Genomic DNA, 25,028 nt, shown 5'->3' on the forward strand with positions numbered 1-25,028 from the left:
GGGAAAGGACCTCATGGCGACCCTGCTCTACCGGCTTGGCCGGGGTTCGATGCGCCGACGGCGGCTCGTGGCCGCGATCTGGCTCGTCGTACTCGTCGGGCTCGGCCTGGCCGCAGCGACCCTGCGCGGCCCGACGGCCAGCAACTTCACCATGCCCGGGACCGAGTCGCAGCGCGCTCTCGACCTGCTCGCCGAGCAGTTCCCGGCCGCATCCGGTGCCACCGGCACGATCGCCGTCAAGGCGCCCACGGAGGGACAACTCGGCACACCCGAAGGCCAGGCGGTGGTCCAGTCGATCACCCAGGAGGCCACGGCGGTTCCCGGCGTCCTCGCCGCCGTCGATCCGTTCCAGGTCGGCGCCGTGTCGCCGGACGGCCGGTACGCCCTGATCCAGGTGCAGTTCGGCGGTGGCTCCGACGCGATCACCGACGAGCAGCGCGAGGCGTACGAGCAGGTCGGCACCCAGGCCGAAGGCCAGGGCTGGCAGGTCGCGCCCGGCGGTGAGGTGCTGAACGCCGAGCCCGAGGTGGGCTCGACCGAGGCGATCGGTGTCGCGGTCGCCCTGGTCGTTCTGGTGATCACCTTCGGTTCGCTGGTGGCGGCCGGGATGACCATGCTCAACGCGCTGATCGGTGTCGGCGTCGGCATGGCCGGTCTCTTCGCGCTCAGCAGCGTGGTGGAGCTGACCAGCACCGCGCCGATCCTCGCGCTGATGCTCGGCCTCGCCGTCGGCATCGACTACTCACTGTTCATCACCTCCCGCTACCGGCAGAACCTCCTCGAAGGACTGCCCGCCGACGAGGCGATCGGTCGAGCGGTCGGCACCGCCGGATCGGCGGTGGTCTTCGCCGGGGCCACCGTGGTCATCGCCCTCGCCGGCCTGTCGGTGGTGAACATCCCGTTCCTGACCGTGATGGGTCTGGCCGCGGCCGGCACGGTGACCGTGGCCGTGCTGGTGGCGATCACCCTGCAACCGGCCCTGCTCGGCTTCGCCGGCCGCCGGGTGCTGCCCCGCAAGCTGCGTACGGCCGCACCGCAGGCCGCCGACGGCGACCAGAGCACGCCGGAGCCGACCGAGAGCGGTGCGGGCACCGACGTGGCCGCCGTCACCGGCGAGGACCGGTCGACGTTCGGGTTCCGCTGGGCGGCGTTCCTCACCCGCTTCCGGATCCCGGTGATCCTGGCCGGCGTGATCGGTCTCGGCCTGCTCGCGCTGCCCGCGCCGGACATGCGTCTGGCCCTGCCCGACGCCGGCACCGCGCCGGCCGGTTCGGCTCCCCGGGTCGCCAACGACCTGATCACCGAGGGCTTCGGGCCGGGCTTCACCGGCCGTCTCGCGGTGGTCGTGGCCGGCGACGACGCGCAGGCCACCGCCGCTGCTGTGCCGCAGGTGGCGAACCTGGTGCAGAACACCGAGAACGTGCTGGCGGTGGCTCCGCCGCAGCTCAGCCCGGACGGCCGGACCGCGCTGCTCGGGGTGATCCCGCTGACCGGCCCGACCGACCCGGCCACCGAGACGATGGTGCACGACATCCGTACGGCGGTCGACGGCGTCCAGGGCGCCGACGTGCTGCTGACCGGCGTGACCGCGATCGGCATCGACATCTCGGAGAAGCTCTCCGACGCGATGCCGGTCTATCTGGGCCTGGTGGTCGGCCTGTCGATCCTGCTGCTGATGCTGGTGTTCCGGTCGGTGCTGGTGCCGGTCAAGGCGGCGCTGGGCTTCCTGCTCACCGTGGCTGCCACCTTCGGTCTCACGGTGGCGGTGTTCCAGCAGGGGCACCTGGCGGGCCTGCTCGGCCTGGACACCCCGGGCCCGCTGATCAGCTTCCTGCCGATCCTGCTCATCGGCATCCTGTTCGGCCTGGCCATGGACTACGAGGTCTTCCTGGTCTCCCGGATGCGGGAGGACTTCGTCCACGGTGACACCGCCCAGCAGGCCACCATCAACGGGATGGGGCACGGTGCCCGGGTGGTCACCGCCGCCGCGCTGATCATGACGTCGGTCTTCGGCGGCTTCGTCTTCCTCGACGACCCGGTCATCAAGTCGATGGGCTTCGCGCTGGCGGTCGGTGTGGCCATCGACGCCTTCGTGGTCCGGATGACCATCGTCCCGGCGGTGATGTCGCTGCTCGGCAAGGTGGCCTGGTGGCTGCCGCGTTGGCTGGACCGGATCCTGCCCAACGTCGACATCGAGGGCGAGAAGCTGCGCGCCAAGCTCGACGACAAGGCGCACGCCAACACCTGACGGCATGCGTGAAAGGAAGGGTCCCCTGCTAACGCCTCGTGCATAGCAGGGGACCCTTCCTAACATCAGCACCCCGAGCGCCCGCACCCCACCCCGCAGCGCGAGCGCGCGTTCAGACGCCCGCTGGATAGGTCTCCATCTCGCCCGGTGTGGTCAGCGCGGGCAGCGGATGCAGGGCGGTGGCCTCGTCACACCAGACGAAGGCGTCGTACCGGTCCCCCAGCCGGGTCGGCACGTAGTTGCCCCACGACTCGAACGACGGGTCGTAGACCACGCCGATCGCCCGGTGGTCGAGCGTGTCGGTGACCCAGCCGGGCTGGTCCGGGCCGCCGAAGACCAGCACCGCCCGGTCCGGCATCAGCTCGTGCAGCCGGTGCTCCAGCGAGCCGGGGCGGGCCGGCGGCACCACCATCGCCTCCGCCGGGGACCCCCAGCGCGGTGCCGCCGTCACCGTGCCGTGATAGCTGCCGAAGCCGATCAGGGCCACCCCGTCCGGTCCGTACCGCTCCCGGGCCAACTGGCCGATGGTGAGCATCCCGTCGTCGGCCATGTCGGTGGCCCGCGCGTCGCCGACGTGCGTGTTGTGCGCCCAGACCACACCCCGGGCACCCGGCCCGTAGCGGTCCAGCAACCGGTCCAGGGTGTCGGCCATGTGGCCGTCCCGGATGTTCCACGACCCCGGCCCGCCGGCCACCATCTCCCGGTAGTACCGCTCCGCGCCGGCCACCACCTCCGCGTTCTGCCAGGCCGAGAAGGCGCCCGGCCCGTCCGTGGCGGCGTGTTCGCGGGTACGCGCCAGCAGCCGCACCACCTCCTCCTCGCAGCGGGCGGAGACGAAGCGGCTGGCCAACCCGTACTCCTCGACCTGCTTGCCGTACGGCTCGAAGCACCGGTAGGCGTCCTGGGCGGCCTCCAGCGACGCCGGGTCCTCCTCGCCGAGGTAGTCGAAGATCGCCTGCATGGACTCCCAGAGGCTGTACACGTCCAGCCCGTGGAACCCGGCCCGGGACGTCTCGGGCCGTTCCAGGTTCCAGGCTCGAAGCCAGCGGCAGAACCGGGCCACCTCGGCGTTGGACCACATCCACGTCGGCCAGCGTTCGAAGCGTTCCAGCGCGGTCTGCGGCTCCGTCGCCCCACCCGACGCAGCAGTCACCGACCGGTTCACCCGGTCGCAGTCCGGCCAGTCCCCCTCCACCGCGACGAAGCTGAACCCGCACTCGGCGATCAACCGCCGGGTCAGCTGTTCCCGGATGCGGTAGTAGTCGTGGCTGCCGTGCGTGGCCTCGCCGATCATCACCACCCGGACGTCCCGGACTCGCTCCAGCAACGGGTCGAGGTCGCTCGGTGCGCCGAGCCGCTGTACCAGCATGCCTGCGGCTACCCGGCACCCCCGGCAGCAAACCCGGGGGTGTGCCGGGCGCCTCGGGCGGGTAGGCCGTCAGCATGACCGACAGTGGTGCCCTCCTGCCGGAGCAGATCGCGGGGCTGGACTTTCCCGTCTCCCGCGAGGACCTGATCCGCTGGTGCCAGGAGAACGGCGCCAGCACCGAGCAGTTGGAGGCGGTCCGGGCGCTGCCGGTGGCGCACTTCGGCTCCCCGGCCGACCTCGGCGAGGCCCTACGCGCGGCGACCTGAGCAGACGTCACCGTGGTGACCTGACCGGCGTCAGCGTGCGCTGCGCGGCGACCTGAGCCGACGTCAGCGCGGGACGCGGGTCAGGCGGGCAGGTCGACGGTGGCGGAGCGGGTCCGGGCGGTCTCGGCGGCGGCCAGGACGGCGACCACCTCGCGGCCGAAGCGGACGTCGCAGCGGTGGTCCCGGGTGCCGCCGTCCACCTCGGCCAGCAGTTGGTCGATGGCCACGCCGAGGGCGGTCGCGGAGGAAGCGCTCGGGTTCGGCAGCCGCTCGACGCCGTTGTCGCCGTAGAGGGTGAACTCCGCCGCCACCGCCTCGGGCGGGGCGTCCAGCGTCAGCGACACCGTGCTGGTGGCCCCGCCGTCGTGGGTGAGCAGCAGGTGCACCAGGTCACCGGGGCCGTCGACGGCCGCCACCCGCCGTACCCGGCCCAGCACCGGCAGCAGGACGGCCAGCGCGTGCGGGCCGATGTCCCAGAGCGCGCCGCGTTCCCGTCGCCAGGGCGACTGGGCGTACGGGCTGCTGGGCTGGAAGACCGACGCGAACCGGACCACGTTGGCGGTGTGCCAGCCGCCGGCCGCCGCGACGGCCGTGAGGAAACCGGCGACCTCCGGTTGGTACCGGCCGGTGAAGAAGACCACCGAGGCCACGCCCGAGGTGGTGGCGGCCTCGACCACCCGGTCGGCGTCGGCGACGGTCAACGCCAGCGGCTTGTCCAGCAGCAGGTGACGCCCGGCGGTGGCGGCCCGGACGGCGATGTCGGCCTGTACGTCCGGGGGCAGCGCCACGGCGACCGCCTCGCACGCCTCGATCAGCGCCTCGACCTCGGCGAAGGCCGGTACGCCGTACCGGGTGGCGAGCGCGGCGGCCCGATCCGGGTTGCGTCCCCAGACGCCGACCAGTTCCGCCCTCGGGTGCGCGTCGAGCGCCGCCGCGTGCGTCTGTGCCGCCCAGTGGCCGGTGCCGAACAACCCGAACCGCATTACCGGTACCTCCGCCGTCTCGCCTGGCTGCCGCGTACCCGCAGCGGGGTCCACGCTAGTCCCCGGTCGGTCCGGCCCGGCGCCCCGCCGCCTGTACTACGGGGGTTAGTAGAGTGGGCCGGTGATCGGAACGAGCACCGGACGGACCCGGTGACCGCCGCGCCCGTCGCCGGGTCCCCGGTCGACGGCGTCCCGGCGACCGTCGCCATCGTGCTGTCGCTGCTGGTCGCCGTGTGGGCGCTGGTGGCCACGCTGCGCCACCGCGCGCCGGACCGGGTACAGATGATCGGCCTGGCCGTGCTGGAGTTGGCGTTGCTCGGGCTGGCGGTGCTGGCCGGGGTGGCCCTCGCCGGTGGCGAGCAGCCCGGCGAGCCGGGCGCGTTCTTCGGCTACCTGGTGACGCTGGTCTGCCTGCCGCCGCTGGCTGCGGTGCTGGCCCGGATGGAGCCGACCCGCTGGGGTTCGGCGATCGTCTGCGCGGTCTGCCTGGTGACGCCGGTGGTCGTGGTGCGGCTCCAGCAGACCTGGGAGGTGCTCGGTGGCTGAGGCGCGGACCGCCGGGACGACCCGGACCAACGCCGGCCCCGGCCGTCTGCTGATCGCGGTGTACCTGCTCTTCGCGATCGCCGCCACCAGCCGCGCCGGCCTCCAGATCATCACCCGGTTCGACGAGGCGCCGCTGGCGTACCTGCTCTCGGCGTTGGCCGCACTGGTCTACATCGTGGCGGCGGTGGGGCTGGCCCGGGCCGGGCACACCGGTCGTCGGGTGGCCCTGGCCTGCTGCCTCGTGGAGTTGGTCGGCGTGGTCGGGGTGGGCGCGTTCAGCCTGGCCCGCCCCGACCTGTTCCCGGACGAGACGGTCTGGTCCGGTTTCGGCAGCGGGTACGGCTACATCCCGCTGGTGCTGCCGGTCCTCGGCCTGGTCTGGCTCTGGTCCACCCGCCCCCGGATGTAAGGAAGGGCCCCCTACTAACGCCTCGTGTATAGGAAGGGTCCCCTGCTAACACCCACCACCCACCACCAACAGGAGCGGGTCAGTCGCGCGGCCCGCCCGCGACGTAGATCACCTGACCGGAGACGAAGGACGCGCCCTCGCTGGCCAGGAACGAGATGGTGTGCGCCACGTCCTCGGGCCGCCCGACCCGACGGACCGGGATCTCCCCCTCGGCGTGCTTCTGCATCGCCTCGAAGTCGATTTTCATCCGGGCGGCGGTGGCGGCGGTCATGTCGGTGACGATGAAGCCCGGCGCCACCGCGTTGACGGTCACCCCGAACGGCCCCAGCTCGATGGCGAGGGTCTTGGTGAACCCCTGCATCCCGGCCTTCGCGGCGGCGTAGTTGGCCTGCCCCCGGTTACCGAGCGCGGACGTGCTGGAGAGGTTGACGATCCGACCCCACTTGGCCTCGACCATGTGCTTCTGCGCGGCCTGACTGACCAGGAACGCACCCCGCAGGTGTACGCCCATGACCGTGTCCCAGTCGGCGTCGGTCATCTTGAACAGCAGGTTGTCCCGCAGTACCCCGGCGTTGTTGACCAGCACGGTCGGCGCGCCCAGCTCGGTGGCGACCCGTTCGACGGCGGCCTCCACCTGCGCCCGGTCCGACACGTCCGCGCCCACGCCGAGCGCCCGGCCACCGGACGACGTGATCGCCTCCACCGTCTCGGCGGTCGCCGACTCCTCGATGTCGACCACCGCGACGGCCAGCCCGTCGGCGGCCAACCGCCTGGCGGTGGCCGCGCCGATTCCCCGCGCCGCCCCGGTCACGATCGCGACCCGCTGCCCCTCCGACATGCCTACCTCCCGGTAACCTCGCTCGACGGCAGGAGCCTAACCCACCGTGCGCCCACCTCCGGCCCACCGAGATCCCCGACCGGCCGGCGACGGTCGGGGAATCCGGTGGGGAGGCTAGACGGACCAGGATCGACAGAGCCGGATCCACCGGTACCCGTGGCCGGCGATCTTGAGCTTGTCCAGCTTGCCCACGTCGTCGTAGTTGCGGTCGGCGAGCACGTCGATCGGCAGCTCCGCCTCCGACTCCAGCAGGCTCAGGTCGACCTCGGCGTCGTCGGTGCCCAGGTTGTGCAGGAAGACCATCGTGCCGGTCGGCCCGTCGGCCCGGTGCGCCAACACCCCCGCAGGCATGGGTACGTCGATGTGGGTGGTCGAGCCGAAGCCGATCTCCGGCGCCTCGCGCAGCGTACGGATCATCCGCTCGAACCAGCCGAGCAACGAGTTGCGGTCCCGTCGTTGCAGGGTGACGTTCACCTTCTCGTACCCGAACTCACCCTTGTCGATGACCGGGCGCACGAGCTTCTCCGACTCCGCCCGGGAGAAGCCGGCATTGGGCTCGTAGGACCACTGCATGGGGGTACGGATCGCCTCCCGCCCCGGCAGCGCCAGGTCCTCGCCCATCCCGATCTCCTCGCCGTACCGCAGCACGGGCGTGCCGCGCAACGAGAACTGGAGCGAGTACGCCAGCTCGATGCGCCGCCGGTCGTTGCCGAGCATCGGCGCGAGCCGCCGACGGATGCCCCGGTCGTAGATCCGCATGTTCTCGTCCGGGCCGAACTGCGCGTACACCTGGTTGCGCTGTTCGGCGGTGAGCCGGGACAGGTCGATCTCGTCGTGGTTGCGCAGGAAGGTGGCCCACTGGCCGCCCTCGGGCAGGGCCGGGGTGTCGCGCAGCGCCTCGATCACCGGCTCCGGGTCCTGGCGCGCCATGGCCAGCATCAGCCGCCCGTTGAGCATGAAGTCGAAGAGCATGTGCACCCGGTTCGCCGAGCCACCGCGGTCGCCGAAGAAGGCGGGCAGTTGGTCCGGCTCGACGTTCGCCTCGGCCAGCAGCACCGCGTCGCCCCGACGCCACTGCACGTGCTGGCGCAGCTCGGTGAGGAACTCGAAATCCAGCTCCGGGTTCGGGTCGCCGGGCTCGGTGCGCTCGATGATGAACGGCACCGCGTCCATCCGGAACCCGGCCACCCCGAGCTGGAGCCAGAACGACATGATCTTCTTGATCTCGGCGCGTACCTGGGGATTCGTGGTGTTGAGGTCCGGCTGGAACTTGTAGAAGCGGTGGTAGTACCAGGACTTGGCGGTCCGGTCGTAGGTCCAGGTCTCGTGCTGCTCGCCGGGGAAGACCATGCCCTGGTGCCGGTCCGCGGGCTCCTCGTCGGACCAGACGTACCAGTCGCGGTACGGCGAGTCCGGCGACGACCGGGCGGAGACGAACCAGGGGTGCTGGTCCGAGGTGTGGTTCACCACCAGGTCGATGATCACGCGGATGCCCCGGTTGCCGGCCTGGTGCAGCAGCTCGGCGAAGTCGCCGAGGGTGCCGAAGCGGGGGTCGACGTTGTAGAAGTCGGTCACGTCGTACCCGTCGTCACCGTTGGGCGACGGGTGGATGGGGTGCAGCCAGAGGCAGGTCACGCCCAGCCGGGCCAGGTAGTCCAGCCGGCCGATCAGACCCCGGATGTCACCGACCCCGTCGGCGTCGGAGTCCGCGTACGTGTCGATGTCGAGGCAGTACACGACCGCCTCGGAGTACCACCTGTCAGACATGCCCGGGAACCTTCTCCGTACGGCTCGCCCGGCAAACCCGCCGAGGTCGCGGGCGGGGCCCCGCCGGGGGGCGGCTGCTCGGTACGGTGCCGTCATGCGGAGCATCGATTGGTCCAGCGGGACCTGGCACGGGCAGCCGGTGCGGACGACCCAGGAGCCGGCCGGCGTCCTGAGCGTCGAGCCGGGGGCGAGCAGCGACCTGTGGCGGCACACCAGCTACGGATTCGTGCACGACGACGCCCCGGCCCTGCTCACGCCCTTCCCGGTGGGCAGCGCGATGGAGGTGGACTTCCCGCTCGACTACACCGAGCAGTTCGACCAGGCCGGCGTACTCGTGTGGGTGGACGACCGCACCTGGGTCAAGGCCGGGGTGGAGGTCAGCGACGGCCACCCGCAGGTCGGTGCCGTGGTCACCCGGGACTTCTCCGACTGGTCGGTCGCCCCGGTGCCCGAGTGGGCCGACCACGAGGTGACGGTACGCGTCAGCCGCACCGGCGACGCGCTGACCGTACGCGCCCGGGTGGCCGGCGAGCAGTGGCGGCTGGTCCGGCTCGCGCCGCTCGCGCCCGACGCGGTCGCCTCCGCCGGGCCGTACTGCTGCTCTCCCAGCCGGGGCGGGCTGACCGTGCGCTTCACCGACTGGCGACTCGGCCCGGCCGACGCCGCCCTGCACCCCGAGGAGTAGCAGCGGCTCCGGGCGGGTAGGAGCCTTCCCTCTACGCCGATCCTCGCGGAGGCACCGGATGGCACTCGCCCAGGACGTCGACCCGAGCCAGATCGGTGGACTGACCGGCTGGGTGGCCGGTGTGATCGACGCGGGCGGTGCGGTCGGCGTGGCGCTGCTGGTCGCCCTGGAGAGCATCATCCCGCCGATCCCCAGCGAGATCGTGCTGGCGATGGCGGGATACCTGGCCGGCGAGGGCCGCTTCAACGTGGTCGTGGTGACCGTCGCGGCCACCGCCGGTTCCCTGCTCGGTGCGCTGGTGCTCTACTGGCTCGGCGCCGCGCTCGGCGAGGAACGGCTCAAACGCTGGCTCGACCGGCTGCCGCTGGTGGACCTGGAGGACCTGGAGAAGGCCGACCGCTGGTTCGAGCGGTACGGCCGGTGGGCGGTCTTCTTCGGCCGGATGGCACCGGTGGTCCGCAGCCTGGTGTCGGTACCGGCCGGCGCCAACCGGATGCCGCTGGTCGAGTTCGTCACGCTGACCACGCTGGGCAGCGGCATCTGGAACGGGCTGTTCATCGGGCTCGGCTACGCGCTCGGCTCGCAGTGGCACGAGATCGACCGCTACAGCTCCTGGTTCGACTACGGCATCATCGCCGTCTTCGTCTTCATGATCGCCTCCTGGGCGATCAAGAAGAAGCGCCGCCGCGCCCGCCCCCGCACCCCCGTCTCCCGCTGACCTCGCGGCAGTGTCCCGCCCCGCCGTCAGCCCCCGCGATCATGGAGTTGTGGCTCTTGTTCTGACCACTTATGCGGCTTCTTCGGGAGCCACAACTCCATGATCGACGGAATGAGGTGGGGCGGGTTCAGGCGGTCAGGGGAGGGTGCGGAGGTGGGGGGCGACGGTGCGGGCGAAGGAGTTGTTGTGGGTGACGTCCCAGTTGATCGACCAGGTCATCGCGCCACGCAGGCCGGGGTAGGTACGCGGCGGACGGAAGCTGCCGCAGTTGGTGCCCCGGGTGAGGCAGTCCATCGCGGCGTTGACCACGCTGGGCGCGACGATGCCGCCACCGGCAGCCCCGGGACCGGCCGGCAGGCCGAGCCCCACCTGGTCGGGCCGTAGTCCCGCCTCCAACTGGATGCAGGCCAGCGCGACGATGAAGTTGACCGTGCCCTGGGCGTACGCGGCGTTGTTGTCGCAGCCGAGCATCGCCCCGGAGTTGTAGAACTGCGTGTTCACCACGGTCAGGATGTCCTTGATGTCCAGCGCCAGCTTGAAGTAGCTGGTGGTGGGGTTCTGCATGTCGATGGTCTGCGGCGCCATCGCGATGATCAGTCGGCTGCCCACCTTCGCCCGCAGGGAACGCAGCGCCTGCCCCATGTAGGTCGGGTTCAGGCCGTTCTCCAGGTCGACGTCGACGCCGTCGAAGCCGTAGCGCTGGATCAGCGCGTACACACTGTCGGCGAAGGCCACCGCGGACGCCGCGTCGTTCACCGCGACCCGGCCGGTCTCACCGCCGACCGAGATGATCACCTTCTTGCCACGGCTCTGGAGGGTGCGCACGTCGGCGGAGAAGTCGGCGTCGGTGTAGCCGCCGAGGGCGGCGGACAGGCCCGGGTCGATGGCGAAGGAGACCGCGCCGGGCGTGGTGGTGGCGTCGGCGAAGGCGACCGCGACCAGGTCGTACTCGGTGGGCACGTCCCGCAGCCGCAGCTCGACGGCCGGGTTGTCGAAGTTGTGCCAGTACCCGGTGAGGATGTGCTTCGGCAGGCCGGTGACCGGCGGCGGGCTGGTCGGCGGCGGTGTCGTCGGAGGTGGCGTGGTGGGCGGCGGCGTCGTCGGGGGCGGGGTGGTCGGCGGCGGGGTGGTCGGGGTGGTGCCGCCGGCGCAGGCCGCGCCGTTGAGCCGGCAGTTCGCGGGTACGCCGGAGCCGCTGCCGAGGAAGCCGAAGGAGACCGACGCGCCGGGGGCGATGGTGCCGTTCCAGGAGCGGTTGGTGAACGTGTGGCGCTGGCCGCTGGAGGTCAGCAACGCGTCCCAGTAGCTGCCGAGCGTGGTGCCGCTGGGCAGGTCGAAGGCGAGGCTCCAGCCGTTGACCGTGCTGCTGCTGCCGTTGGTGATGGTGTACTTCGCCTCCCAACCGGAGCCCCAGTCGGACGTCTTGGCGAAGCTGGCGGTGACTCCGGCGGCGTACGCGGCGGGCGCCAGCCAGACCGCACCGAGTGCGGCGGCCAGTGCGCCGACCACTGTGAGCACCAGGGTTCTGGACCGTTTCATGTGAGCCTCCAGACCGGACGGAAATCCATGGGCATCGACCTGGCGCTCATTATTAAGACTGTTAACTATTTCTGTCCAGGGTTGGTGTGAGGTTGTTAGGAGGGGTCCCCTGCTATGCACGAGGCGTTAGCAGGGGACCCCTCCTTGCACGGACCCGCGTGCGCGACGAGCACCGCCCTGCCGGGCAGCGTGTGCTCAGCGGCGGAACTGGAACCAGTTGACGTTGACGAAGTCGTTCGGCTGGCCGCTGCTGAACGTCAGGTAGACGGTCTGCCGGCCGGTTACCGAGGTGACGTTGCCGGGCACCGAACGCCAGCTCTGCCACCCGCCGGTGTTCGCGAGGGCGAAGCTGCCGATCGGCGTACTCGTCGGGCTGCCGATCCGCACCTCGACCAGACCGCTCACGCCGGCCGCCGCGCCGGAGGCCACCCGGGCCACGAAGTCGCGCGGCGCGGTGGAGCCGAAGTCGACGTTGTCGAAGCGGACCCAGTCACCGTTGCGCAGCGCGGCGATGTTCTGCCCGCCCTCGGAGCACGCCTCGACGATCACGCCGTTCTGCGCGTTGTACGACTCGGCCTGGATGGTGCCGTACGCGTCCCGCACCCCGGTCGGCGGCGGGGTGGTCGGCGGCGGCGTGGTGGGCGGGGTGCTGCCGCCACGGCTGTAGACGGCCACGTAGTCGACGAGCATCGGCCGCCCCGGCACGGTGCCCGAGGTCGGCGTGGTGCTGCCGGCCACCCCGTTCGGGAAGGCGCCACCCATGGCCACGTTGAGCAGCAGGAAGTAGCCCGCGTGGCTGGTCATCTGCGACCAGTACGGCTCGCCGACCCGGGACTGGCTGACGGAGTGGTAGAGCTGCCCGTCGACGTACCAGCGCAGTTGCTGGGGGCTGGTCGAGGCGTCCCACTCGAAGCGGTAGGTGTGGAAGGCCGACTGGCAGGTGCTGCCGGGGCAGGCGCGGGAGCCGCCGATGCCGTTGAACTCGTCGCACGGGCCGCCGGGCGCCACGCCGCAGTGCAGCACGCCCCAGACGGTGTTGAGCCCGTTCACGTTCTCCATCACGTCGAACTCGCCGATGCCGGGCCAGTTCTGGTAGTTGCCCCGGTACGGCGCGCCGAGCGCCCAGAAGGCGGGCCAGTAGCCGGAGGCGGCGGCGCCGGTGACGTTGGGCATCTGGATGCGTCCCTCGATGGCGAGGATGCCGCCGCTCGGGGCCTTGAAGTTGCTGCGGACCGTCTCGATCCGGGCCGAGGTCCAGCGGCCGGAGCTGTCGCGCAGCGGCGTGATCCGCAGGTTGCCGGCGCCGTCGTGGCTGACGTTCGCGGTGCTGTTGGTGTACGTCTGGATCTCGCCGGTGCCCCAGTTGGGCGGCCCGCCCGGGTAGCTGGTGCCGGTGTCGATGATCCAGTTGTTGGACGACGGGAGGGTGCCGGCGGCGCCGGTGAAGTCGTCGCTCCACACCAGGCTCCACCCGGACGGGGGCGTCGGCACGGCGGCGTCGGCGGTCGCGGCGAGCCCGGCGACGCCGGTGACGGTGGCGGTGATCAGGGCCAACGCGAGCCGCAGTCGGCGTCGCGCGGGCAGGGCGGCGGGCGCCGCCGGGGCAGGTGTCATGGGACGTACCTCTCTGCGGGACGGAGGTGTGAGAGCGCTCTCTCAGGAGTTGTACGTCCCACTCGAACAGTTGTCAATGTCGATCGACGGTGCTCCGGTTCCGCCGGATGTTAGGAGGGGCCCCCTGCTATGCACGAGGCGTTAGCAGGGGACCCCTCCTTGCACCGAGCAGGGCGGGTTTCCCTGGACCACCACGGGGGGTAATTGCCGGCCGACGGCGCGGACGTACCGCCCCGGCAGAAGCGGACGGTGGTAGTGATGGTCAGGCAGGTGGCGACGGCGCCGACCCGGCCGGTCGAGGAGACCGACCTGCTCACGGTGGGAGTCGAGGAGGAGTTCCTGCTGGTCGACCCGGACGGCGGCGCCGCGGTGCCCGCCGTCGAGGCGGTCATGGAACAGGTACCGGCGGAACTGCACGGCCAGGTCGAACGCGAGTTCCAGACCAGCCAGATCGAGATCGGCAGCCCACCCGGGCTGGAACTCTCCTCGATCCGGCACTCCCTGGCCCTGCTCCGCGCGGGGCTCGCCGACGCCGCCGAGCGGGCCGGTGCCCGGCTGCTCGCCATCGGCACCGGGCCGATCGACGGGCCGGTGCCGCCGGTGGTGGACAAGCCCCGCTTCGACCGGATGATCGAGCGCTACCGGCTGCTGGTGCCGGGGCCGGGCAACAACGGCATGCACGTGCACGTCGGGGTGCCGGACCCGGACACCGGGGTGCAGGTGCTCAACCACGTCCGGCCGTGGCTGCCGATCCTGCACGCGGTGACCACCAACTCGCCGTTCTCCGCAGGCGAGGACACCGGGTACGCGAGCTGGCGCTCGATCGAGTGGGAACGCTGGCCGTCGGTGGCGCCGACCCCGTTCCTGACCTCCCACCACCACTACCGACGGCTGATCGACCAGCTGATCGGCAGCGGGGTGATGCTCGACGAGGGGATGCTCTACTGGTATGCCCGGCTGTCGGCCAAGTACCCGACGGTCGAGCTGCGCATCGGCGACGTCTGCCCGACGGTGGACGACGCGGTCCTGGTCGCCGGCCTGGTCCGCGCGCTGGTGGCGACCGCGCTGGACGACATCGCCGCCGGACGGCCGCCACTGCCCGCCGACCACCACCTGCTGGTCGGCGCGCACTGGCGGGCCGCGCACGACGGCATGGAGGGCGACGCGGTCGACCTGGCCACCGGTGAGCTGCGCCCGGCGTGGGACCTGCTGAACCAGCTCGTCGGTCGGCTCGGCCCGGCGCTGGACCGGCACGGTGACCTCGCCGAGGTGACCGAGCTGCTGGACCGGCTGCGGGAGCACGGCACCGGCGCGACGCGGCAGCGTGCGGTGTTCGCGCGTACCGGTCGGTTGGAGGACGTGGTGGCGGACGTGGCGCGACAGACCCGGGGCGAGATCCCCGGCTGAGGAGGAGGATGGCCGTGGCGGAACGGTTGATCGTCGTCGGCGGGGACGCCGCCGGCATGGCGGCTGCCGCCCAGGCGCGGCGCCGCCGCGGCCGGGAGGACCTGGAGATCGTCGCGTTCGAGCGGGGGCACTACACCTCGTACTCGGCGTGCGGCATCCCGTACTGGATCAGCGGGCTCGTCGCCGACGCGCAGCAACTCGTGGCCCGGGATCCGGCGACCCACCGGGAGAAGTACGACATCGACGTCCGACTCCGGCACGAGGTCACCGAGATCGACCTGGACCGCCGCGAGGTGGTCGCCCGCGATCTGGACGGCGGCGGCGAGGTCCGGGAGGGCTTCGACACCCTGATGTACGCCACCGGCGCGGTGCCGACCAAGCCGGACTGGGCGGGTACCGACGCGCTCGGGGTCTTCGGGGTGCAGACGCTCGACGACGGCGCGGCCCTGCGCACGTGGCTGGAGTCCGACCCGAGGCCGGAGCGCGCGGTGGTGGTCGGCGGCGGCTACATCGGCGTGGAGATGGCCGAGGCACTGGTCCGACGTGGGCTGTCGGTGACCCTGGTCGAGCGCGACGAGCAGCCGATGTCGACCGTGGACCCGGACATGGCCACGCTCGTCACCGAGGCGATGCGGGGCCTCGGCGTGGACATCCGCACCGGCGTGCAGGTCGAGTCGCTCGGTGTCCGCGACGGCCGGGTCAGCGAGGTGGTCACCGACGACGGCCCGATCCCGACCGACGTGGTGGTGCTCGGCCTCGGCGTACGCCCCAACACCGCACTCGCCGAGGCCGCCGGTATGCCGCTCGGGCCGACCGGCGGCATCCGGGTGGACCGCCGGATGCGGGTGGCCGAGGTGCCCGGGGTGTGGGCCGCCGGGGACTGCGTGGAGACCCTGCACCGGGTCAGCGGCATGCCGGTGCACGTGCCCCTCGGCACCCACGCCAACAAGCAGGGCCGGGTGGCCGGCATCAACATCGGCGGCGGGTACGCCACCTTCGCCGGGGTGATCGGCACGGCCGTGGCCAAGGTCTGCGACCTGGAGGTCGGGCGGACCGGGCTGCGGGAGCGGGACGCGCTGGCGGCCGGCTTCGAGTTCGTCTCGGTGATCGCCGAGTCGACCAACCGGGCCGGCTACTACCCGGGCGCCCGGCCGATGACGGTCAAGCTGATCGCCGAACGCCCCAGCGGGCGGCTGCTCGGTGCCCAGATCGTCGGCTGGACCGAGGCGGCGAAGCGGATCGACACGTTGGCCGTGGCGCTGTGGAACCGGATGACGGTGGACGACATGACCGCGCTCGATCTCGGCTACGCCCCGCCGTACGCCCCGGTCTGGGATCCGGTGCTGGTCGCGGCCCGCAAGGCCGTCGACGCGCTCGACCCGCGCTGAGGTCTGCTCGGATCTCTGTCGGTGGGGGTGGCTAGGTTGTGCCTGCCGCCCCAGACAGGGGCGGTGCCGACCCCTCGGAGGACCCGCATGTCGCAGGAGACGACCTACCTCGAACTGTCCGAGACGGACGGAGCGCACAAGTTCTACGAGGTGGTGGTCGACGACACCACGCTGACCGTGCGCTACGGCCGGATCGGCGACCAGGGTCAGGTCAAGACCTCCGGCTACCCGGACAACGTGCGGGCGCGGGCCGCCGCCGCGAAGAAGATCGGCGAGAAGGTCCGCAAGGGGTACGCCCCGGCGGTGCCGGGCGTCCGCCAGAAGCGTTCGGTGTCGCGGCGGCAGATCGTCAGCACCCGCTCGACCGCCCGCACCGCCCCGGTGCTGTGGCGATACGACTCCGGCGCTCCCGCGTTCGGCATCTTCATCGACGGCCGCACCTGCACGGTCGGCAACGAGCGGGGCGTCATCACCACGCTCGACCACGACGCCCGGGTGCTGGACCAGGTCCGGCTGCCCGACGGGGTGAAGTGCATCGTCGCCGACGACGCCTGGATCTACGCCGGCTGCGACGACGGCAACGTCTACGACCTCTCCGGCAAGATCCCCCGGGTGGCGTACACGATCGCCCCCGACATCGACATCTACTGGCTGGACATCCACGACGGCGTGCTCGGTGTCTCCGACGCCGACGGCGGGATCGCCGCCGTCGACCACGAGGACGAGTTCCTCTGGCGGCGGGGCGGGCGCGGCAGTTCGGCCTGGATGGTGCGCTGCGACAGCGACGCGGTCTACCACGGCGACTCGACCGGGGTCAGCGGCTACGACTGGCGCACCGGGCAGGAGCTGTGGCACACCCGCACCGGCGCGGTGCTGTTCGGCTGGCAGGAGCGCGACGCGGTGTTCGCCGGCACCGCGACCCGCGAGGTGGTCCGCATCGGCAAGGACGGCCGGCACGCCCGCACCTACCGCGCCGACGCGGCGGTCTTCTCCTGCGCCACCGCCTCCGACGGCCGGTACGTCTTCGCCGGTGACAGCCAGTCCTCGATCTACTGTTTCGCCGAGGACGGCACCCGGTTGTGGAAGCTCGGCACGGGCTGCGGCTCGGCGTACTCCATGCAGTATCACGACCAGCGCCTCTACGTGGTGACCACCAGCGGCCATCTGGCCTGCATCGACGCCAGCGAGCCGGCGATCCGGGCGGCCGAGGCGGGCAGCGTGCCGACCGTGGTCGACGTGAAGGCACCGGCCCGGATGCCCGAGCCGGCGGCCGTCACCCAGGTCGAGATGGTCGCCGACGGCGGTGACGGGGTGATCGTCGAGTGCGTCGAGCAGGGCGGTCGGCTGCGGGTGCACGTGCTCTCCGCCGGCTACCACCAGAACTGGTCGGTGCAGTTCCCCAAGGGCATCCGCCAGCCGGGCGCCCGCTACCTGGTCACCGAGGTCCGCGAGTCCGGCCGGGGCGGTTTCTACCGCGCCTACGGCGACATCCGCCGCCTGCGATGACCCACCCGGTGCGGATCCCTGACGAGTTGACCTGGTTGCGCTCGATGCCGGGCGGTCCAGAGTGGTTGGCCGGGCTGCCGGAGCGGCTGACCACCTGCGCCCGGCACTGGTCGCTGCGGGTCGGGCCGCCCTTCGGGCACGGCACGACCTCGCTGGTGGTGCCCGCTGACCTGCCCGACGGCACCCGCGCGGTGCTCAAGTTGCAGTTCCCGGACTCGGAGAGCGAACACGAGGCGACCGCGCTGCACCACTGGGACGGCGACGGTGCCGTCCGGCTGCTCGCCCACGACCCCGACCTGCGGGCGCTGCTGATCGAGCGTTGCGATCCCGGTACGCCGTTGCGCGTACTCCCCCTGGACGACGCGGTGGACGCGGTGGTGGCGCTGCTCCCGCGCCTCTGGCTGCCCGCAGATCGGCCGTTCCTGTCGCTGGCCGAGGCGGTGCGGGGCTGGGCGGTCCGGCTACCGGCCGCCTGGGAACGGGCCGGGCGACCCTACGAGCGGAGGTTCGTGGACCTCGCCCTCGACCTGCTCACCGGGCTGGCCGCCAGCCAGGGCGAACAGGTGCTGGTCAACCAGGACCTGCACGCCTCCAACGTGTTGCGGTCCACCCGCGAACCGTGGCTGGCGATCGACCCGAAACCGCTCGTCGGCGAGCGGGAGTTCTCGGCGGTGCCGATGGTGCGCGGCACCGAGCTGGGCCACTCCCCCGCAGCCGTGCGCCGCCGACTGGACCGGCTCAGCGCCGAGCTGGGCCTGGACCGGAGCCGGGTACGCGACTGGACGATCGGCCACACGATGGCCTGGAGCATCGCCGGTGACACGGTCTTCACCGACCACATCGAGATCGTCCGCTGGCTCCTCGACTAGTGCCTGTCTCCTGAGGGCGGCCGGCCGGTCCTCAGGAGACGGTCCCCGAGCGCGGAGGACGTCCCCCGGTCCGCCGTAGGATCCGACCGTGATCCGTGCCCCGGAAAAGTATGTCGGCGAGGTCGTGAACGCGAAGCGGTCAGGATCCGTCGCCACTGGTGTCGCCACGCCGAAAGGGATGGCCTACCTGTGACACGCGACCTCCTCCTCAAGAAGCTCAAGCTGGAGCGGATGCCACGCCGGTTCGTGGCGTTCGTCCTTGCCGCGCTGGCGCTCCTCTCCGCCGCCACCGCCGTCGGTTTCGGCGTCGCCTCCGCCCGTGACGACGTGCTTGTCGGCGACGCGGTCACCGACAAGCAGATGACGGTGCTCATCGCTGCCGCCGGGTCCTGCCCGACGCTGACGCCGGCGAGGCTCGCCGGGCAGCTCATGGCGGAGTCCGGGTTGGACGACCGGGCGGCGACGACCATCTCCGGCGGTCAGGGCATCGCCGGTCTCGAAGACGACAAGTGGAAGACGTGGAAGCCGTGGCCGGACGCCCGACGCTCCGACATGTCGGCGAACATCCTGGCCCTCGCCCACCAGATGTGTGACCTCACCGGTCATCTCCGACTGGCGGGTGCCGGCGGTGACCAGTGGCGTCTCGCGGTGGCGGCCTTCCACGTCGGGCTGAACCCCGTCGCCGAGGTGCGCGGGGTGCCCGACGCCGCCACGACCTACGTCGACCGGGTCAGCGCCTACGCCGGGTACTACGGCAAGCTGCGGCAGTTCGGTGGGCCCGGTGAGACCGACCGGACGGCACCGGCCGCCGAGGCGAAGGGGGTTCCCGCCGAGTACGTGCAGCACATCAACCGGGCGGGTTCGCTCTGCCAGGAGGTGACCCCACCACTGGTCGCCGCCCACATCATGGCGCAGTCCGGGTTCGACGCGAACCGGCTCGGTGCGACCGGTCAACGCGGCGTCGCGCAGTTCCGGTCGGACATGTGGCAGTCGTACGGGCCGAAGGGTCGTTCGGTGTGGGAGCCGGAGGTCGCCGTCCCCACCATGGGCTACGCCCTGTGCAGCCTGGTCCGCGAGCTGTCCGGCCTGAAGGGTGACCCGCTTCAGTTGGCGCTCGCCGCGTACCGCAACGGCACCACGGCGGTACGGCAGAACGGTGGCACCATCGACCGGCAGACCGAGACGTTCCTGCGGTCGGTGAAGACCTTCACCGACGTCTACGCGCTCGACAGCCGGCTGACGGCGAACCTGCCGACCAGCCCCTCCCCCTCACCCACCCCGTCGCCGTCCGGGTCCCCGAGCCCGAGTCCGGACGCCAGCCCCTCCGGCAGCCCGAGCCCGAGCAGCCCCAGCACGGCGGGGGCGAACGCGGGCGCATCGACGCCGCCGGCCCCCGACCCGAAGCCGACGCGCCCGGCCGACGCGGTGCAGATCCTCCACGTACAGACGAAGCGGTGCGTCAGTTCCGGCGCTGGCGACGGGATGCAGCTCAGGCTGCGCACCTGCACCGAGGATCCGGCGCAGTGGTGGACCTTCCGCAGCGACGGGACCATCCGTTCCCGTGGTCTCTGCATGGACATCGCCTGGGGTGGTTCCGAGGACAACACGGTGGTGCAGGCGACCACCTGTAGCGGCAACCCTGCTCAGCACTGGCAGATGAACTCGAAGGGCCGCATCGTCAGCAAGCTGAACGGCAAGGTCCTCGACACGATCATGGCCGACCCGAACAAGCCGCTCATCATCTACACCGACAAGGGCTACGCCGACCAGAACTGGCGCAAGCAGTAGCACCACCCCGGATCGGCGGGCGCGAGCACCGTCGCCGGGCGTTAGGAAGGGCCCCCTGCTATGCGCGAGGCGTTAGCAGGGGGCCCTTCCTTACATCTGGCACGTCGAGCACCAGTACAGGTTGCGGGCGCCGAGGGTGCCCCGGCTGACGGCGGTGCCGCAGACGTGGCAGGGCTGGGCGGCACGGCGATAGACGTACACCTCGCCGCCGTGCCGGTCGACGCGGGCCGGGCGGCCCATCGCCTCGGGCAGGTGCGCGGCGCGAACGGTGTCGATGCGACCGGCGGCGACGGCGAGCGTCATCAGCTCGACCAGGTCGGCCCAGATGGCGTCCCAGGCGGGACGGCTCAGCTCCCGGCCGGGCATCCTCGGCGGCAGCCCGGCGCGGAACAGCGCCTCCATCACGAAGATCAGACCGGTGCCGGCCACCACCGACTGATCGAGCAGCAACGAGGCCAGCGGCGTGGAACTGCGCCGGATCCGGTCGTACGCGCGGTCCGGGTCGGCATCGGCACGCAGCGGATCGGGGCCGAGGCGGGCCCGCAACGCCGCCACCTCGGGCGGGGTGAGCAGCTCACACGCGGTCGGCCCGCGCAGGTCGAGCCAGTGCCGGTCGCTGGCCAGCCGCAGCCGGATCTGCCCCACCGGCTCCGGCGGCTCACCGTCACCGTCGGTCACCTTGCCGTAGAGACCGAGGTGTACGTGCAGGGTCCGCTCACCGGCGTAGTGGTGCAGCAGGTGCTTGCCGTACGCCTCGGTGGCCTCCAGCACACTCCCGGAGAGCAGCGCGGCACCCTCGGCGAACCGGCCCTGAGGGCTGGCGGCGAGCACCTTGTCCCCGGCGAACAGCTCGGCGTGCCGAGCCGCCAGGCGATGGATCGTATGTCCCTCTGGCACGACACCAAGCGTAGTCAGCCCGCCGTCGTGGTCAGTGTGAGCGGTGCCGCACCTGCCGCACGAAGGCCGTCCAGGCGTACGGCGTGACGGTGAGCACCGGGCCGCACGGGTCCTTGCTGTCCCGGACGGCCACCACGCCGGGCAGGTTGTCGGCCACCTCGACGCAGTCGCCTCCGCTCCCGCCGCTGCGGGTGCTCTTGCGCCAGACGGCCCCGGCCAGATCAGTCATGATGCTCCTCGATGATCATGTTGATCATTTTCTCTGATTCTGCCTCACCGGAGGCGAGTGACTCCAGGTCGTTCCAGACGTGTACGAAGGCGGCCACCTCCGTCGGCCGGTCGAGATAGAGCGCGCCGGTGATGTTCTCCAGGTAGACGGTGGTGGGCTCGGTCGAGGCCCGGCCGAGCCCCTGCGGGAAGCCCAGCACGACGAAGGTGCCGGTCTCGCTGGCCAGCGGCGGGCCGGCGGCCAGTGGCAGGACCCGCAGCGAGACGTTCGGCAGCGCGGCCACGTCGAGCAGGTGGCGGAGTTGCTCGACCATCGCCTGCCGGTCGGGGAGGGTGCGGCGCAGCACGGCCTCGCTGAGCACCACCCTGAGAGTGGGCGCGGCGGGCAGCCGGCGGACCAGGATGCTCTGCCGTTGCAGGCGCACCGCCACCAGTTTCTCCCGCTCCTCGGGGGTCATCGTCGGGTTCTTGCGGCGGAAGAGTTCGCTGGCGTAGGCGCGGGTTTGCAGCAGCCCGGGAATCAACTCGGAATCGTAGCGCCGAATCAGTGAGGCGGCCGATTCCAGGCCGACGTAGAGCGAGAACCAGGACGGGACCACGTCGCCATAGGAGTGCCACCACCCCTTGGCCCGGGTCTCCTTCGCGAGCCCGGCGACGATCGCCGCCATCTCCTCCGGCACCCGATAGAGATCACACATCGCGCGGGCGTCCACCAGCCGGACCGGCACCAGGCCCTTCTCGATCCGCCAGATCTTCTGTCGTGAACAGTCCAGCGCCCGCGCCGCCTCGTCGAGGGTGATCGTGGCGTGTTCCCGCAGCTCGGTGAAGAGTCGCCCGAGCTGCCGTCGGGGCACGGTGGACCCGCTTGTTTCATCCAGCATGCAACATCACCGCTTTCCTTCCTGCAACACGTGATGTTCCCGGACGCACGCGATCGCGTTTCCGGACGCACGCGATTCATTTCCATTCGTCGCGCACAATTACCGAAAGACATTAGGGCGGTGCGGAACGTTGCGCAAGACGGGCGGGAGACGGATTGTGGAGGCCGTCCGGGGCTGAATGAAATGCCGTCATGAATTGACGTGAAAAGGCAACGGAGCACTTCTTGCCGACGATCATCGCCGCGCCGAGAGGACCACGATGCACGTAGCCTCCACGACCACGACCGGCACGGTCGCGTACTCCCCGCGTGGTGCACGGTGACCCGCCACGGCCCGGTGCTGCCCACCTGGATGTGCGCCGGATGCGACCGGCCCTGGCCCTGCGCCCGCCGCCGCATCGAACTCCGCGCCGAGTACGACCAGGCGCCCGTCTCGCTCCGGCTCTATCTGGGCTCCTGCCTGGTGGCCGCCAGCCAGGACATGTCCTGGGCCACCGCCGGTACCCTGCACCACCGCTTCCTGGGCTGGCTGTGACCCGCCACCTCCCCACCGACCGCGTCCCGGCCGAGCGGGGGCACGACGGTCAGCTTCGGGCCGGTGACCTGGTGCGCGTGACCCGTCGGGCCAGCGTGCAGTTCCATCGGTCGATCATGTTCCGGGTGATCCGCGAACTGGACTGGACCACCTACGACGGGTGGGTCTGGCTGGACGGATACCAGCTCGACATCCAGGGGCACGCGGTCACCCGCCGGTCGATATTCGTCCAGCGCGCCGGCCTCACCCTGCTCCGCGCCGCACCCCGCCAGACCTCCGCCCGCACCACACGGAGTCCGGCCCGAGGCGTACGCCGATAGCCGGCCGGACTCTCTACTCATTGGTAGGGAGTACTCAGAAAACTCTGGTTCAATTGCGCCTCGGGCCGCCGGGAGGGCGGGCACCATCGGTGCGATGAGGACGGTGGGGCATGGCGGAACGAATGCGCTGCGCAGTGGTGATCGGCAACAGTGACGGGATCGGGTTGGCGTTCACCCGACGGCTGCTCGCCGACGGCTGGCGGGTCGCCGGAGTGTCCCGCCGCGACAACGGCATCGGAGTCCCCACGTACGCCCACCACACCGTCGACGTGACCGCGCCCGACTACCCGGAGGTGCTGACGAAGGCGATCGACGAGCTGGACGGGGTGGACCTCTGCGTCTACGCCGCCGGCATCGGCGAGCCCGTCGACCTGGCCGACCTGGAGGCGCAGACCCGCACCCTGGAGGTCAACCTGATCGGGGCGGCCCGCACGGTCGCCACCGTCGTGCCGAGGATGGTGGCCGCCGGTGACGGGCACCTCATCGGGCTGTCCAGCATGGCGGACCGGATGGTCTCCGGCGACGCACCCGGGTACGCCGGGTCGAAGGCGGGACTGTCGTCGTACCTGCTGGGGCTCTCGGCGGCGCTGCGCGGACAGGGCGTGAGCGTGACCACCGTGCGGTTCGGGTTCGTCGACACCAAGATGGCCAAGGGCCCGGTCCGGCCGCTGATGATGACGGTGGACCGCGCGGTGGACGTCCTCGTCCGGTGCGTCCGCAACCGTCCCGTCCTGGTCTCCCGCCCCCGGCGGGCGGCCCTGCTCACCACCCTCCTGGCACCCCTCACCCGCCCCCGCCGCTGACCCGTCCCGCCCCTCACCGCTGAGCCGGTCCGCCCTCGCCGTCGAGCCTGGTCCGCCCTCGCCGTCGAGCCGACCCGCACAGGATCCAGTCGGCTCGATGCCACACGGGTGTCGGGAAAGTGCGGGATGGGTATCTCGGGGTCGTTGACGCGTGGAGTGGCGATGAACGGGGTCGCGGCGCCGGCCACGCATGACCTGGAGGTGAACCCATGAGATTTCCTTCGCTGTCCCGCCGGGAGGAGCCCGCGCCGCCCCCGGCCGCCGGTGACGAGGCCGACCGCACCGGCACGGTGGCCACCGAGGCCCGTCCCGCCGACCGCCCGAGCGTCGAGGAACGCACCGACGACGGCACCACCTACCGGGGCGCGGCGGCGACCACCACCACGACCACCGACCCGGACCGCACCGCCGCCGAGCGCGCCGCAGGCCGATACCGCGCCGCCGCCGAGCGCGCCACCGACCGGCTCCGCGCCGCCACCGGACGCGCCACCGGTCGGGACCGCACGGCCGCCACCCCCGCCGCCGTCGAGGACCGCGCCGACACCGGCCGGGATCGCTCCGTCGGCGCCGTAGCCGCAGATCGCACCGCTGCCGACGCGGACCACGCCGCCACCGCCCGTGCGACCGACCGAGACCGCACGGCTTCCGCGCGGGCCGCCGACCGGGACGACGCCGCCGGTGCGGCCACCACCACCGAAGCCGGTACCGGTCGGACGACCGACGCTCCCGCCGCCGAGCGGGCTGCCGTGGCGCGTGCCGTCACCGCCCGTTCCGGCGTCGACGGTTCCCGCCGCGCCCGCACCACCGCCCCGGTCACGGGCTCCGCCCCGGTCACCGAGACCGACCCGGACGTGCGTACCGACCGGGCCCCGGTCACCACCGACCGCGACACCACGACCGACCGCGACACCGTGGGCGACCGCGACACCGTGGGCGACCGGGACACTGTGGCCAGCCGGGAGACGACGGCCGACCGGGACACCGTTCCCGCTCCCGACGCACCGCCCGCGCCCGCCGGGCCGCGCCCCCGGGCCAGCCTGCTGGCCACACTGGGCCTGATCGTCGGCGTCGGCGGCATCCTCTTCGTCCTCACCGGAACCCTCGCCGGATACGGCATCGCGGTCGGCGCGGTCGGCGCGGTCCTCGCCGTGCTGGGCCTGATCGCCACCCGGCGGCGGCACATCGCCGGCAAGGCCGACGCGCTGTTCGGCATCGCCATCGGCCTCGGCGCGGTGGTCCTCGGCATCCTGGCGATGACCGGCCAGTACGACTGGCCGACCACCGACGGCGACACCGTGGCCCGCTTCCGCGAGTGGCTTGACTCACAGTTTGTCGATCGCATCTAGAGGGCACATTTCAGCCCGCCGGTGGTTCACCGGCGCCCGGCCGGCGAGGTACCGGCCGTAGCCCGACCAGTTCTGGTGG

24 protein-coding genes are annotated in these 25,028 nt (G+C 71.7%); 15 read left to right on the forward strand and 9 right to left on the reverse strand.

Annotation, left to right across the window (positions count from 1 at the left end):
- The first annotated feature begins 13 nt into the window (after window positions 1-13).
- Window positions 14-2,248, forward strand: a complete 2,235-nt coding sequence (locus HUT12_RS26935) for an MMPL family transporter (protein WP_131054003.1) — start codon at window positions 14-16, stop codon at window positions 2,246-2,248.
- A gap of 112 nt (window positions 2,249-2,360) precedes the next feature.
- Here the strand turns inward: HUT12_RS26935 and HUT12_RS26940 are convergent, their stop codons facing one another.
- Window positions 2,361-3,617 carry an erythromycin esterase family protein gene (locus tag HUT12_RS26940; RefSeq protein WP_131054004.1) on the reverse strand — a complete coding sequence of 419 codons (1,257 nt, stop codon included), beginning with the start codon at window positions 3,615-3,617 and terminating at the stop codon, window positions 2,361-2,363.
- Window positions 3,618-3,691: 74 nt separating this feature from the next.
- Here HUT12_RS26940 and HUT12_RS26945 point away from each other — a divergent pair, with 74 nt between their 5' ends.
- Window positions 3,692-3,883: a DUF2795 domain-containing protein gene (locus tag HUT12_RS26945; RefSeq protein ID WP_131054005.1), complete on the forward strand. Its 192-nt coding sequence runs from the start codon at window positions 3,692-3,694 to the stop codon at window positions 3,881-3,883.
- A gap of 80 nt (window positions 3,884-3,963) precedes the next feature.
- Here the strand turns inward: HUT12_RS26945 and HUT12_RS26950 are convergent, their stop codons facing one another.
- Entirely contained in the window at window positions 3,964-4,866 is a 903-nt protein-coding gene (locus tag HUT12_RS26950) for a Gfo/Idh/MocA family protein (protein WP_131054006.1), read from the reverse strand.
- A 150-nt stretch (window positions 4,867-5,016) separates the two neighbouring features.
- Here HUT12_RS26950 and HUT12_RS26955 point away from each other — a divergent pair, with 150 nt between their 5' ends.
- Window positions 5,017-5,412, forward strand: coding sequence for a hypothetical protein (locus tag HUT12_RS26955; protein WP_176095118.1), 396 nt, complete (start codon window positions 5,017-5,019; stop codon window positions 5,410-5,412).
- Window positions 5,405-5,821: a hypothetical protein gene (locus HUT12_RS26960; protein ID WP_131054008.1), complete on the forward strand. Its 417-nt coding sequence runs from the start codon at window positions 5,405-5,407 to the stop codon at window positions 5,819-5,821. The genes HUT12_RS26955 and HUT12_RS26960 overlap by 8 nt, the downstream gene beginning before the upstream one ends.
- A gap of 79 nt (window positions 5,822-5,900) precedes the next feature.
- Here HUT12_RS26960 and fabG read toward each other — a convergent pair whose 3' ends face one another.
- The gene (gene fabG / locus HUT12_RS26965) at window positions 5,901-6,659 is read right to left on the reverse strand and encodes a 3-oxoacyl-ACP reductase FabG (protein WP_131054009.1); all 759 of its coding nucleotides are present in this window, start codon (window positions 6,657-6,659) and stop codon (window positions 5,901-5,903) included.
- A 114-nt stretch (window positions 6,660-6,773) separates the two neighbouring features.
- Complete coding sequence (locus HUT12_RS26970; RefSeq protein ID WP_131054010.1) at window positions 6,774-8,426, reverse strand: alpha-amylase family protein; 1,653 nt, start codon at window positions 8,424-8,426, stop codon at window positions 6,774-6,776.
- Between the two features lie 94 nt (window positions 8,427-8,520).
- Here HUT12_RS26970 and HUT12_RS26975 point away from each other — a divergent pair, with 94 nt between their 5' ends.
- Both HUT12_RS26975 and HUT12_RS26980 read left to right on the forward strand, forming a co-directional pair.
- Complete coding sequence (locus tag HUT12_RS26975) at window positions 8,521-9,111, forward strand: DUF1349 domain-containing protein (protein ID WP_176095119.1); 591 nt, start codon at window positions 8,521-8,523, stop codon at window positions 9,109-9,111.
- A gap of 58 nt (window positions 9,112-9,169) precedes the next feature.
- Window positions 9,170-9,829 carry a DedA family protein gene (locus HUT12_RS26980; protein ID WP_176095120.1) on the forward strand — a complete coding sequence of 220 codons (660 nt, stop codon included), beginning with the start codon at window positions 9,170-9,172 and terminating at the stop codon, window positions 9,827-9,829.
- 135 nt (window positions 9,830-9,964) lie between these two features.
- On the opposite strand, the gene HUT12_RS26985 is transcribed toward HUT12_RS26980, so the two are convergent.
- Together HUT12_RS26985 and HUT12_RS26990 are read right to left on the reverse strand one after the other, a co-directional pair.
- A complete protein-coding gene (locus tag HUT12_RS26985; RefSeq protein WP_176095121.1) occupies window positions 9,965-11,368 on the reverse strand; it encodes a chitinase in 1,404 nt (467 codons plus the stop codon).
- A gap of 195 nt (window positions 11,369-11,563) precedes the next feature.
- Entirely contained in the window at window positions 11,564-12,982 is a 1,419-nt protein-coding gene (locus HUT12_RS26990) for a carbohydrate-binding protein (protein WP_176095122.1), read from the reverse strand.
- Between the two features lie 258 nt (window positions 12,983-13,240).
- Between HUT12_RS26990 and HUT12_RS26995 the strand changes: the two genes are divergently transcribed.
- The 5 genes from HUT12_RS26995 to HUT12_RS27015 all read left to right on the forward strand — a co-directional run bounded on the left by HUT12_RS26995 (window position 13,241) and on the right by HUT12_RS27015 (window position 19,940).
- Complete coding sequence (locus tag HUT12_RS26995; RefSeq protein WP_176095123.1) at window positions 13,241-14,389, forward strand: glutamate--cysteine ligase; 1,149 nt, start codon at window positions 13,241-13,243, stop codon at window positions 14,387-14,389.
- A 14-nt stretch (window positions 14,390-14,403) separates the two neighbouring features.
- Window positions 14,404-15,777: an FAD-dependent oxidoreductase gene (locus HUT12_RS27000; RefSeq protein WP_176095124.1), complete on the forward strand. Its 1,374-nt coding sequence runs from the start codon at window positions 14,404-14,406 to the stop codon at window positions 15,775-15,777.
- Between the two features lie 87 nt (window positions 15,778-15,864).
- Window positions 15,865-17,283, forward strand: coding sequence for a WGR domain-containing protein (locus tag HUT12_RS27005; protein WP_176095125.1), 1,419 nt, complete (start codon window positions 15,865-15,867; stop codon window positions 17,281-17,283).
- Window positions 17,284-17,291: 8 nt separating this feature from the next.
- Window positions 17,292-18,152, forward strand: coding sequence for an aminoglycoside phosphotransferase family protein (locus HUT12_RS27010; protein WP_236145953.1), 861 nt, complete (start codon window positions 17,292-17,294; stop codon window positions 18,150-18,152).
- Window positions 18,153-18,341: 189 nt separating this feature from the next.
- Window positions 18,342-19,940 carry a ricin-type beta-trefoil lectin domain protein gene (locus HUT12_RS27015; protein WP_254876971.1) on the forward strand — a complete coding sequence of 533 codons (1,599 nt, stop codon included), beginning with the start codon at window positions 18,342-18,344 and terminating at the stop codon, window positions 19,938-19,940.
- Between the two features lie 90 nt (window positions 19,941-20,030).
- On the opposite strand, the gene HUT12_RS27020 is transcribed toward HUT12_RS27015, so the two are convergent.
- The 3 genes from HUT12_RS27020 to HUT12_RS27030 are packed head-to-tail and all read right to left on the reverse strand — an operon-like array spanning window position 20,031 to window position 21,946.
- On the reverse strand, window positions 20,031-20,837 hold the full coding sequence (locus tag HUT12_RS27020) for an Fpg/Nei family DNA glycosylase (RefSeq protein ID WP_131056550.1): 807 nt from the start codon (window positions 20,835-20,837) through the stop codon (window positions 20,031-20,033).
- Window positions 20,838-20,868: 31 nt separating this feature from the next.
- Window positions 20,869-21,066: a DUF397 domain-containing protein gene (locus tag HUT12_RS27025; protein ID WP_117226020.1), complete on the reverse strand. Its 198-nt coding sequence runs from the start codon at window positions 21,064-21,066 to the stop codon at window positions 20,869-20,871.
- Window positions 21,059-21,946, reverse strand: coding sequence for a helix-turn-helix transcriptional regulator (locus HUT12_RS27030; protein WP_176095126.1), 888 nt, complete (start codon window positions 21,944-21,946; stop codon window positions 21,059-21,061). Before HUT12_RS27030 ends, HUT12_RS27025 begins: the two co-directional genes overlap by 8 nt.
- Before the next feature lie 318 nt (window positions 21,947-22,264).
- Here HUT12_RS27030 and HUT12_RS27035 point away from each other — a divergent pair, with 318 nt between their 5' ends.
- The 4 genes from HUT12_RS27035 to HUT12_RS33275 all read left to right on the forward strand — a co-directional run bounded on the left by HUT12_RS27035 (window position 22,265) and on the right by HUT12_RS33275 (window position 24,949).
- The gene (locus tag HUT12_RS27035; protein WP_131056545.1) at window positions 22,265-22,480 is read left to right on the forward strand and encodes a hypothetical protein; all 216 of its coding nucleotides are present in this window, start codon (window positions 22,265-22,267) and stop codon (window positions 22,478-22,480) included.
- The gene (locus HUT12_RS27040; protein ID WP_176095127.1) at window positions 22,477-22,800 is read left to right on the forward strand and encodes a hypothetical protein; all 324 of its coding nucleotides are present in this window, start codon (window positions 22,477-22,479) and stop codon (window positions 22,798-22,800) included. Before HUT12_RS27035 ends, HUT12_RS27040 begins: the two co-directional genes overlap by 4 nt.
- 110 nt (window positions 22,801-22,910) lie before the next feature.
- Entirely contained in the window at window positions 22,911-23,603 is a 693-nt protein-coding gene (locus HUT12_RS27045) for an SDR family oxidoreductase (protein ID WP_131056541.1), read from the forward strand.
- A gap of 209 nt (window positions 23,604-23,812) precedes the next feature.
- Entirely contained in the window at window positions 23,813-24,949 is a 1,137-nt protein-coding gene (locus tag HUT12_RS33275; RefSeq protein WP_176095128.1) for a DMT family transporter, read from the forward strand.
- Window positions 24,950-25,028: the final 79 nt, after the last annotated feature.

Source organism: Verrucosispora sp. NA02020 (assembly GCF_013364215.1).
Taxonomy (GTDB): Bacteria; Actinomycetota; Actinomycetes; order Mycobacteriales; family Micromonosporaceae; genus Micromonospora.